At 34.5% G+C, this 10445-nt stretch carries 11 protein-coding genes and 1 pseudogene; 7 read left to right on the top strand and 5 right to left on the bottom strand.

Annotation, left to right across the window (positions count from 1 at the left end):
- The first annotated feature begins 60 nt into the window (after positions 1-60).
- The 7 genes and pseudogenes from DMC01_RS04490 to DMC01_RS04515 all read left to right on the top strand — a co-directional run bounded on the left by DMC01_RS04490 (position 61) and on the right by DMC01_RS04515 (position 7249).
- Positions 61-1230, top strand: a complete 1170-nt coding sequence (locus tag DMC01_RS04490; protein WP_142693109.1) for a tetrahydrodipicolinate N-succinyltransferase N-terminal domain-containing protein — start codon at positions 61-63, stop codon at positions 1228-1230.
- 187 nt (positions 1231-1417) lie between these two features.
- The gene (locus DMC01_RS13240) at positions 1418-1579 is read left to right on the top strand and encodes a hypothetical protein (protein ID WP_185908698.1); all 162 of its coding nucleotides are present in this window, start codon (positions 1418-1420) and stop codon (positions 1577-1579) included.
- A gap of 131 nt (positions 1580-1710) precedes the next feature.
- Positions 1711-2520, top strand: coding sequence for an alpha/beta hydrolase (locus DMC01_RS04495; protein ID WP_142693099.1), 810 nt, complete (start codon positions 1711-1713; stop codon positions 2518-2520).
- A gap of 690 nt (positions 2521-3210) precedes the next feature.
- Complete coding sequence (locus DMC01_RS04500) at positions 3211-4410, top strand: serine/threonine protein phosphatase (RefSeq protein WP_142693100.1); 1200 nt, start codon at positions 3211-3213, stop codon at positions 4408-4410.
- A 615-nt stretch (positions 4411-5025) separates the two neighbouring features.
- On the top strand, positions 5026-5622 hold the full coding sequence (locus DMC01_RS04505; protein WP_142693101.1) for a methyltransferase family protein: 597 nt from the start codon (positions 5026-5028) through the stop codon (positions 5620-5622).
- A gap of 40 nt (positions 5623-5662) precedes the next feature.
- Positions 5663-6442 (top strand): enoyl-ACP reductase, encoded by a 780-nt coding sequence (locus DMC01_RS04510; RefSeq protein ID WP_142693102.1) that lies wholly within the window; start codon positions 5663-5665, stop codon positions 6440-6442.
- Between the two features lie 105 nt (positions 6443-6547).
- Positions 6548-7249, top strand: a pseudogene (locus tag DMC01_RS04515) (IS1595 family transposase).
- Positions 7250-7625: 376 nt separating this feature from the next.
- Here the strand turns inward: DMC01_RS04515 and DMC01_RS04520 are convergent.
- From DMC01_RS04520 to DMC01_RS04540, 5 genes are all read right to left on the bottom strand, one after another.
- The gene (locus DMC01_RS04520; RefSeq protein ID WP_142693103.1) at positions 7626-7871 is read right to left on the bottom strand and encodes a hypothetical protein; all 246 of its coding nucleotides are present in this window, start codon (positions 7869-7871) and stop codon (positions 7626-7628) included.
- Positions 7872-8241: 370 nt separating this feature from the next.
- Positions 8242-8706, bottom strand: coding sequence for a hypothetical protein (locus DMC01_RS04525; RefSeq protein ID WP_142693104.1), 465 nt, complete (start codon positions 8704-8706; stop codon positions 8242-8244).
- 47 nt (positions 8707-8753) lie between these two features.
- Positions 8754-8966 carry a hypothetical protein gene (locus DMC01_RS04530; RefSeq protein WP_142693105.1) on the bottom strand — a complete coding sequence of 71 codons (213 nt, stop codon included), beginning with the start codon at positions 8964-8966 and terminating at the stop codon, positions 8754-8756.
- 14 nt (positions 8967-8980) lie between these two features.
- Positions 8981-9523 carry a hypothetical protein gene (locus tag DMC01_RS04535; protein WP_142693106.1) on the bottom strand — a complete coding sequence of 181 codons (543 nt, stop codon included), beginning with the start codon at positions 9521-9523 and terminating at the stop codon, positions 8981-8983.
- A gap of 47 nt (positions 9524-9570) precedes the next feature.
- A complete protein-coding gene (locus tag DMC01_RS04540) occupies positions 9571-9888 on the bottom strand; it encodes a hypothetical protein (RefSeq protein WP_142693107.1) in 318 nt (105 codons plus the stop codon).
- Positions 9889-10445 lie beyond the last annotated feature (557 nt).

The following is a 10445-nucleotide window of genomic DNA, read 5'->3' on the forward strand; positions in this document are numbered from 1 at the left end:
AGTTTGCGAAGCACCCCCTTAAAAGCGTCCGCAAGACAAGCCGCAAAGAAAGGAAATAAAATGAAAATTTCAACCAAAGATGAATTCAAGGCTTTCGTAGCCAAAATCGAGCAAAAACAAGGCTACAAAAAACCCCTAGCCTTTGGCATAGCCTTGCTTGATAGGGGTCAGCTAAATGCTGATAAAATCTTACAGGCTAGCTTTTTAACCGTGAATTTTAAGGAAAATTATGGAAGTGTAGCCATCTTGCTTGAAGCCTTTGCACAAAGGGGCGTGAGTGTGAATTTCACGCAAAGCGAGTTTGTGCAGCCCTTGGAAAAAAGCGACCTTGACTTTGCGCTTTCTTGCTTTACGCCCTTTTTAAATGAAAGCGGACACAAAAATGTCGAGCTTTTAAAGCTCATTAAAGAGCATTTCAAGCCTGAGCGCTTTGCCTTTGTGGCACTCTTTGAGGATTACAAGCCAAAAAGCCTTGAGGCTGTGTATTTAAAGCTTTATTTGCTTTCCTTGAAAAAGGTCCCTTTAAGAAGCCTGAATTTGGACGGAGCCTTTGGACTTTTGCCAAATGTTGCTTGGAGCGAGGATAAGCCCATTGAGCTTGAGTGGCTTCGTTTAAACGAGGCAGAGCTAAAAATCACAGACAAATATCCAAAAATCGACTTTGTGGATAAATTCCCCCGCTTTCTAGCCCACATAATTCCAGAGGATAACACGCGCATCTTAGAAAGCTCAAAGGTGAGAATGGGAGCAGCCTTGGCTGGCGGCACGACTATAATGCCCGGAGCTGCCTATGTGAATTTCAACGCTGGCACGACAGGGGCTTGTATGGTTGAAGGACGCGTAAGCTCAAGCGTGGTAGTAGGTGATGGCAGCGATATAGGCGGCGGGGCTAGTATCTTGGGCGTTTTAAGCGGGACAAGTGGCAATGCCGTTAGCATAGGCAAGGCTTGCTTACTTGGTGCAAACTCCGTTACAGGCGTGCCCTTGGGGGATAACTGCATAGTAGATGCTGGTATAGCCGTGCTTGAGGGGACTAAATTCTTTATGAATGACGAGTCAAAGAGTGCTTTAGCAAAACTAAATCCAAATTTTAGCTTTGACAAGGACATTTACAAGGGCTTGGAGCTTGCAAGGCTAAACGGACTGCATTTTAGAATGAACTCACAAACAGGACAAATGACTGTGTCTTTGAATAAAAAGGCGGTGAGATTGAATGAGGCTTTGCACTAATTAGCTTACTTTATGAATTTTAGTGGCGAAGTTTTACATTTCGTAGCTTGTTAATTTTGCCTAAATTTTTAGTATTTTTTGAATTTTAGCCCTTTTTGTGGGCTTTTTTGAATTCTAGCTGAATTTTGGGCGTTTTTTGTGAATTTTGTCTTAATTTTCACACCACGCCGTCATTGCGAGCAGTTTTTTGCAAAAAAACTGCGTGGCAATCCATAAAATTCACAAGACTGGCTCGGCTTTTAACGATAAAATGATTTTTGTGCGTTTGGCAGATTACTTCGTTTTCAGTCTAGCCTCGTTTGCCAAAAGCGATTTTAGCCCCAAATACTGCACCTTTGACTTAATTTAATGGAAAATTCAAGCTTTGCCTAAATTTTCGCTGTAGTTTTTTGCGAGTTTTAGCATTAAATAAGCCTAAATTTAAACTTGATCTTAGAGCTTATTAAATAAAATCTTATAAACAAAAATTCAAGGTTTTTAATGAAAAAACTAGCCTTAATTTTAATCTTTCTTCTTAGTGTGTCTTACTCAAAGCCAAGTGAGAAGGACTTAAAAAGTGAGCCTTTAAGCCAAGAAGCAAAGCAAAGTTTCATCATAAAAGAAGCCTTAATGCTTGAATTTAAAGGCAAAAGATATAAAATTTTCAAGGCTTTAAGCAAAAACTTCTCTCCCACAAAAGAAGCAAAAGCCTTTTATCTACTTGATGCAAACAAGCATTTTGTCTTGCTTTTAAACGGTTTAGCAAAGCAAAATTTCAAATCAAACACACCCTTCATCATCATTGGCATAGGTTATGATATAAATGAGGGCTATGATGTTGAGCAAAGAACAAGGGATTACACTCCAAAGGTTTTGGGAAAAGACTATGAGAGGGGTGGTGGCGAGGGTGAATTTTTTCAATTCTTAGATACAAGGCTTTTGCCAAGCCTTAAAAAAAGCTATCCAAAGATCCACAAGCAAGCCCTTTTCGGACATAGCTTTGGCGGGCTTTTTGCCCTAAATGCCCTCATTAATCACAAGCTCATTTTTGATAGCTATTTCATAGCCTCGCCCTCTTTGTGGTGGGGAAATGGGGAGTTTTTGAAAAAATTAAATACCAGCAACTGTCCTCACATTTTAATTTTAAAAGGAGAAAAAGAAAAAAACCGTGCAAACTCAATGACTGTTTCAGCCTTGATAGAAAATTTTTTAAGCAAATGCAGGGTGGATTTTAAGAAATTTAAGGATCAAACGCATGGTGCTGTCATTTTACCAGCTTTGATCTTTGCATTTAAAGAGTTTGTGAGATAAATCTTAGCCTTTATTTTGCATATGTGTTTGTAAATTGTTGCTAGGTTTTTGGGATTTTTAAATTCGGCTTGGTTTGTTAATGTAGATTACTGAATACAAAGAACAGATAGCGGACTGTTTGAGTGCTTTTGCTTAGATTGCAACTTTGTGAAATTTGGCTAAATCTTAGATTTTATTGAGTAAAAATTTACAAGGTAGATTCGTCCGCAGATTACTGAAAACGGAGTATAGATAGCTGACTTGTTGCGCGAATTTACTTTGACAAAAAGCTCGTATTCTGCATTCTGTAATCCGTATTCTATATGCACCTTGAATTTTTTAATGACAAATTCACATCTTGTGTGAATTTTCGCTTTATATCACCCTTTTTATCGTAGAAAAAAATTTATAAATTCAAAGTTTTAAACAAGCTTATAGATTTAAATATTACAAAGCCTAAATTTTCGCTTTGCTTTTGATAAATTTGCAAATTTTAGCATTTTAAAAAGCTGAATTTTAATTTTGTTTTTTGCAAATTTTAAATTATCGCTACAAAAGATTAATCAATTAATATTTTTAAAGATCTTTTCAAAACAAGATTTTAGGCTAAATTCAGTTTGAAACTAAGAGGGTTTTAAAATTTTTCTAGCTTAATATATCATAAATCTTTTTTTGCTAAAATTTCAAGGTAGTTTTATTTAGGATATGAAGTTGAGAATTTTACTAATCTTAAGAGGAAATTATTTTAACGGACAAAAGCCCTTTTTGATTGACAATGAGCTTATGCCTTACACCTTAGATTTAGAGGAGCTAAGATTTTTAGCAGGTGGGTATAGGGTTTTAAGCAATGGCTACAAAAGCCTTGATTACCGCAATGCAAGTGAGATTTTGAAGGTTTTGTTTGATTTTTTAGAACTAAGAATGAGCAAGGGCGAATTTTGCATCGTAAATGCTCCAAATGCTAATAATTCCTTGCTTAAAGAGTATAGCGATCTGGCTAATAAATACCGCTACAAGCTTTTTATCATTGATTTTAACAAACTAAGCCTTGAGGAGTGTAAGCAAAAAAACCTAGCCCTAGCAAGGCAAAAGGGCTTTTTTGTCCCAGAGCATATACTTGAAGCCATTGATTATTCTTTAAAAAAAGAAAAGCTTTCTAAAAAATACCAAATTTTAGCCCCAAGCGAGTGGAAAACCTGTCTTTACAAGCTAAGTAATCTCAGTGCTTATAAGAAAATTCACCACATAGGCGACATTCAAGGCTGTTTTACCGTGCTTAAAAAGGCTCTTTCTAAGATCAAAAAAGATGAGTTTTATGTATTTTTAGGAGATTATATAGACAGAGGCATTGAAAATGATGAGGTGATTAAGTGGCTTTTTGAGATTAAGGATCTAGATAATGTCATCTTGCTTGAGGGAAATCACGAAAGGCATTTGATTAGTTGGTCAAATGATGAGGTGGTAAATTCAAGGGAATTTAACGAAAACACCCTCAGTGATTTTAAAAGAAGCAATATTAGCCCCAAGGATACAAAAAAGCTTTGTTCTTATTTTAAGGAATGCTTTTGCTATGAATTTAATGAAAAGATAGTTTTTTGCTCTCACGGAGGGCTAAATTTCTTGCCTAGTAATTTAGAAGAGCTAAGCTTCGTGCCAACTGAGGATCTAATTATGGGCATTGGAAGCTATGATGATAGTAAGCTTATAGCAGAGCAGTTTTGCCAAAACACGCCCTCTAATACCTACGAGCTTTTCGGACACAGAAATAGACAAAAACTACCCATTCAACTTGCTTCTCGTGCCTTTTTGTGTGAGGGCAAGGTAGATGCTGGGGGCTTTTTGCGCGTGGTAAGTCTTAGTAAGGATGGCTTTGAGTGCAAGAATATTAAAAATACCGTGTATGGAAGGTGAAATTTTAGGGCTTTTTAAATTTTTCAAAACTTTTTAAAAATGTTTAAGGTGAATTTTTTAAGACTTTTTTAAATTTTTCAAAGATTTTTAAAACGGCTAAGAGAAAATTCTATTAAGTTTAATTGAGTCAAAAAAATTTTTTCAAAGATATAAATAAGCCTTAAAGGCTTTGTTGAGTTTTGAATTTAAGAGGACTTGATAGCTTTAATGAGCTAATTTTACTTTAAAAAACGACAAGGCTTTGTGAAAGTTCTATGTTTTTAAAGAAGGCTATGTTTTTAAAAAAGCCACGGTAAAATCAGCAAAATTCACAAGCCTTCAATGCAAAAAGGCATTAGGTTGATTTTATCAAAACGCATTGATTTTTATATCTTAGAGTGTTAAGCTTTTAATGATCTTATCACGCTAAACATTGCAAGATATTAAATTTCTTAGTTTCTTACAAGGCTTAGAATCTTGCGTTAAAAGAGCTTCATAAAATGACAAATGAGGCAAAAATTCAGTCTATTTTTATACTGAATTTGTGAAGATCTAAAAGCGAAGTTGTTTATAAAAATGACCAGTTTATGAGCTAGATCAATGCATAAAAGAGTTTAAATTTAGCAAGGGTGAAGAATGAACCGTTTTATTTGGCAGTATTTATTTGGCATTGTTTTTGTGGCATGGATTTTTATTTCAAACACGGCTTGGGATTTTAGTGTGGCCTGGGGCATTCGTAGCATAGGCATTTTGCTACTTTTTATTGGCATAGTTGGAAGACTTTATGCTACCATTTTTATAGGTGGGATGAAAAATGAGGGGCTAGACGGCACAAAATTCATTGATTACGGCGCTTACAGCCTGTGTAGAAATCCGCTTTATCTCTTTTCTTTTGTAGCCTTTGTGGGACTTGTAGCATTAACAGCACAGCTTATTCTCGTTTTTATTAGCATTGTGTTTTATTTAACTGTGTATCGATATACCATTTTAAGCGAGGAAAGATATTTAAAAGACCGTTACGGGGCTGTTTATGAGGAGTTTTTGCAAAACACCTCTCGCTTTTTGCCTAAATTTAGAAATTTTCACTGCCCTGAAAAGATAGAGGTTCGACCTGCCTTTTTACATAAGGAGCTTTTAAGAGCCTTAAACTGGCTCTTAGCTGGCATAGCCTTTGTGGCACTTGGTATTTTACATAGCCTAGAATGTTTGCCAAATTTTTTTGGGGCATATTAAGCAAAGTTATGATAATATTAAGTTTTCAAAAGGAAAGCAAATGAAAGATTTTTTCAAGGGAAAGACCCTAGTTGTAAGCGGCGGAACGCGTGGCATAGGCAAGGCTATAGTTTATGAGTTTGCCAAAATGAATGTAAACATAGCCTTTACTTACAACTCAAATGCCGACATAGCAACAAGTATGGTAACTGAGCTGCAAGATACATACAAGATCAAAGCAAGGGCATATGAGTTTAATATCTTAGAGCCTGAAAGCTACAAGGAGCTTTTTGAAAAGATAGATGAGGACTTTGATAGGATTGATTTTTTCATCTCAAATGCCATCATCTCAGGACGTGCTGTGGTAGGAGGCTATACTAAATTTATGAAGCTAAAACCAAGAGGCATTAATAATATCTTCACAGCCACAGTCAATGCCTTTGTAGTAGGTGCCCAAGAAGCAGCCAAAAGGATGGAAAAGATAGGAGGGGGTAGTATAATAAGCATCTCCTCAACAGGAAATCTCGTGCATATTGAAAACTACGCAGGACACGGCACAGCAAAAGCCGCTGTGGAAGCTATGGCAAGATATGCAGCTTGTGAGCTTGGCTGCAAAAACATAAGGGTAAATGTAGTAAGCGGAGGACCCATAGACACAGACGCCTTAAAAGCCTTTACAAACTATGAAGAGGTAAAACAAGCTACCATAGATTTAAGCCCACTTGATAGGATGGGGCAGCCTCAGGACTTAGCAGGTGCTTGTCTTTTCTTGTGCTCTGATAAGGCTAGCTGGGTTACAGGGCATACCTTCATAGTAGATGGAGGCACTACCTTTAAGTAAGCTTATGAATTTCGCAAAAATCTTAAATTTAGGCTCAATTAAACTTAAACCAAATTGAAAGGTTTTTAAGTTAACGCCTATGAAAAATAAAAGTCCGTTTCCGAATTGTCTCAAAAGAAATTTAGGGACATTTTGCGTTATTTTTTACTTCGCCTTGTGGCTCGTCCCTTTGCAAGAATTGATTTAGAGGCTAAAAAATTGCCCAAATTTGTCAAATTTCAGAACAAAGTTGTGTGTAAAAGCAAATTCGCATTTTGATAACCAAAGAATGCGAAAAAATCTCAGCAGTGAAATCAAAGAGGGTGAGAGCTACTTTGGTACTCGCAGAGTGCGTGGAAAGCGTGGGCGTGGGGCTGGCAAGAAAACGCCTGTGTTTGGAATGCTAAAACGCAACGGTTGTGTCTATACGCAGATCGTCAAACACTGCTCTGCCAAAGAGCTACTGCCGATTATAAAGGACTTTTCGGAGCTTAAAGAAAGTGAAATTTACAGCGATGGATTAAAATCCTACGGTGCCTTGGTGGATTTTTTGCTTCGTTTCGTCTTGCAACTGCGTAGCAGAAGGAGCAAAGGCACATTACAAGGTAAAACACTCTAAAAATGAGTTTGCAAATGGACGAAGCCATATCAACGAAATTGTGAATTTCTGGGGATTTGCGAAGTTGACACTTGCTAAATTTAAAAGCACAAAAAAGAAAATTTTGTCCTTCACTTAAAAGAAACGCAATTAAGACGAAAAATTTAGGACAAAATTCTCATCAAAATTTGCTGAAATTGATAAGAGAAAATCCTATTAAGTTTAATTGAGCCTAAATTTAATATAAATTTGATTTTTAAGCAAGCTACTTAAATGGCTTTTATCTTGCTTTGTCAAATTTTAATCTCTTGTGATGCTCTAAGCTCTTTGTGCTGATTTTAATAAGCCAAGGAGCTTGTTTTTTGTGTTAAATTTTTGCAAACGAAAGATAAGTTTGCTTTGTGCTTAAATTTAACATTGATATGTTTAGCTTATATAATGATAGATGATGATGTTTTTAGACTAAAATTTCATAGAATTTTCTTTTATCAACTTTAATTTGATTAGAATTTTGTCCTAAATTTTTATTCTTAATTTCTTTTAAATGATAGATAAAATTTTCTTCATACCACGCAATTTATCTAAGACAAACTAGCAAAACACATACTACTTTGCAGTTACAAAAGCACGAAGTAAAAATAGATTTTTCTTACTAACCTCACATCCATGCTTAGCACACACAAAACTTGCCCCTTTTTTTACACAGTTGAAAATGCAAGGAGGCAAAAATATCCCATCTTCAATCTCACCGCTCAGCTCATAAATAAGCCTTGCTTGTTTGAAACTTCGTTTTGTTGATTTTTCACTCTCAGTAAGGATGAAAATGTGAATTTCTTGCAAATTTTTATTCACGAAAACACGAGAACTTTTGCAAATTTCAGCAATTTTTAGACTCTAAATTAAGTGTTTCTTACAAAGTGAGGGACACAAAAATACTTTAAAATTTACAAATACATTTGGCGAAATTTACAAATAAAGCCTTGTTTTTCATGGGCTCTAACTTAAAAACCCTTTGTTTTAAGCTTAAGGTTAGTATTTTGTTTTAAATTTTTTAAATACAAGATAAGCTTATTTTGTGCTTAAATTTGGATCTTTATACTTAAATTTAACATTAATATGTTTAGCCCATATAATGATAGTTAAACGAGTGATAAAACTTATTTTTGATATAGCAAAAAGTCTTTGCTGTGTAATTGTTAATTTCTAAGCTTATATCATTTTGTTATCTTGTCTTAGCAAAAAGTGCTAAGAATAAAATAATAATAAAATAAAAAAACAACACAAGGCTTATTGCCTTGTAGATCAATGCAGAGCCTAGATCAAGTTGAAATAAATGCACGCCCCAAAGCCACATTAAGACAAATAAAGGAAGTAAAAACCACGCACTTATCCCGCAATCACTCAAACGATTTGCAGTGCTTACGAAAAAGATCGGAATTGCTACGGCAAGAATGCTTGAAAATCCAAAGGCAAATAAGGTCATTAGGTCGCCTAAATGCCATTTTGGATGCTTAATATCAAATGCGATTCTAAAAAACCGCCTTGTCAAACTTATACCTTGCAAGATGGTTGCTACAGCAAAAATACCAAAAATCACCACACTAAGCCAAAATATGATATATTTCTTGCGAGTAAGCCTTGCATTAAAATTTAAATAAATCATATTCACAAGTGGTGGGACAATCAATTTGCGATAGAATTTTTTAACACAAACTAAAAGGTAGGCTAAGTAGTTTATTTTTCTAAGCTACCTTTATGAATATTAAGTTGTTCTAAAACAAGCTGACTGTTTAAATCATAGTAAGCTTTATAAATACTTAACTCATATCCTTCGCCTATACCCATATCAGCAAGTAGCCTTATACCATCTATCAAAATAAGCTTTTGTATCCACCAAAGCTTGTGCGTGAAATTTGATTTTGGCCACAAATGAGTAAAAATTAACATTGCTGTATGTGTGGCTAAAATGATATTTTATCTTGTAGGGACCATTTATGTGGATTTGATATATAAATTACATTGCTTTTAGAATCATAAATCATTTTTGATTGTCTCAGATTTTCGCTTTCTAAAAATTTTTGAATTCTTTTATCTTTTTTCACCAATGGAGATAAAGATATAGGATTAGCAAAATTATTTTCTTTTAAAACTTTGTTTATGTATAACTCTGCTATAAAATATCCTCCCACAGATTGTGCGTTTGCAAAATAACTTCTCAAACTTTCATTATATTGCTTTTTGTTTGTGGATATAACAATGGGATAATCAATAATCTTGCCAATATTATAACCATCTTTTAAAGACAAGCATTGAATAAATTTTTCCATATCAAAAGATATAAAAGAAATTGCTACTGCAGAATCGCTAAAATCTTTTTTGTTCTTAGCAATTTGTAAATAATGTTCATTTTCTCTTAATTTTAACAATCCAAAAGCTATGTTATAGAAGCCGATGTTGTATGTAAAAATCCCATAAATATACCAATCGTCATAATAATTTTGCACTTCTAATCCATTGATTTGAGAGATTTTAGCCTTTAGCAATATTTCAGCTAGTGATAGTGGCACACAAATAACAATTCGTCTTGATTGATTTCTGCGGCATATACAAAGTCATTTTGCGACAAAAAATTGCCCAAATCGGTTTCATTTAGGATATTTGAAACATTTGTCCGCAATTTATTTTTATCATCTCTACTATGTCCATTCCCCTCCCACTCTCCTAAAAACCTCAAAGGTAGCTTAAATTCAACATTTATATATCCTCTATTTACATCATCATTTGTGAGTTGAATTTTTTGTGAGGCCTTGTTGTTTGCCTCGTGCTTATTTGTTAGGGGGATATTTGGCTGTAAAATTTTCTTTACCATTTAATTTAGAAATAATTATTTTAATAAAAGGATAAATTCAAAAAGCAAGGTTTTATTAAATTTTGCTTTGCTTGATTTATAAACACTTTCTTTTGCTTACTTTATAAGATCTTCACTTAAATTTGTCCTTATGCTCATAGTGCTATCTTCTAATTTTGTTCTGCTTGTTTGAAGTTGATTGTAACAAAATATGCTTAGTTCTTGTGAGTGTTGATTATAGCAAAAAATGGGTGTGTATTTTGTGATCTTGCCTTTGCTCTTTTTTTCTAAATGTTTTAAATTTATACCCTTGCTTTGAGCTTCAATTTCTTTTAAATTGGCGATTGATACTTTTAGCTGATATAATTACGGCTGAAAGATTGGTAAAATCGATGTTAAATAAGTATATATTTTTGCCCTACATTTCGGAGCGAAAATTTAGGCAGATTTTAGAGTGTTTTTGTGCTGACATTTGTGTGAGCAAAATTGCCATTTTATGCAAGGTTTCACGCCCTTGTGTGAATGCAATTGTGCAGCAAGCTTTTGATAGCCAAAGAGTGTGAAAAAATCAGCAAAAC

The sequence above is a fragment of the Campylobacter troglodytis genome (genome assembly GCF_006864425.1).
Classification (GTDB): Bacteria; Campylobacterota; Campylobacteria; order Campylobacterales; family Campylobacteraceae; genus Campylobacter_D; species Campylobacter_D troglodytis.

What these genes read in the sequence shown, in the direction of transcription:
- DMC01_RS04490 (WP_142693109.1), top strand. Translation starts at nt 61, where the DNA reads ATGAAAATTTCAACCAAAGATGAATTCAAGGCTTTCGTAGCCAAAATC.
- DMC01_RS04505 (WP_142693101.1), top strand. Translation starts at nt 5,026, where the DNA reads ATGAACCGTTTTATTTGGCAGTATTTATTTGGCATTGTTTTTGTGGCA.
- DMC01_RS04510 (WP_142693102.1), top strand. Translation starts at nt 5,663, where the DNA reads ATGAAAGATTTTTTCAAGGGAAAGACCCTAGTTGTAAGCGGCGGAACG.
- DMC01_RS04540 (WP_142693107.1), bottom strand. Translation starts at nt 9,888, where the DNA reads ATGGTAAAGAAAATTTTACAGCCAAATATCCCCCTAACAAATAAGCAC.
- DMC01_RS04495 (WP_142693099.1), top strand. Translation starts at nt 1,711, where the DNA reads ATGAAAAAACTAGCCTTAATTTTAATCTTTCTTCTTAGTGTGTCTTAC.
- DMC01_RS04530 (WP_142693105.1), bottom strand. Translation starts at nt 8,966, where the DNA reads ATGTTAATTTTTACTCATTTGTGGCCAAAATCAAATTTCACGCACAAG.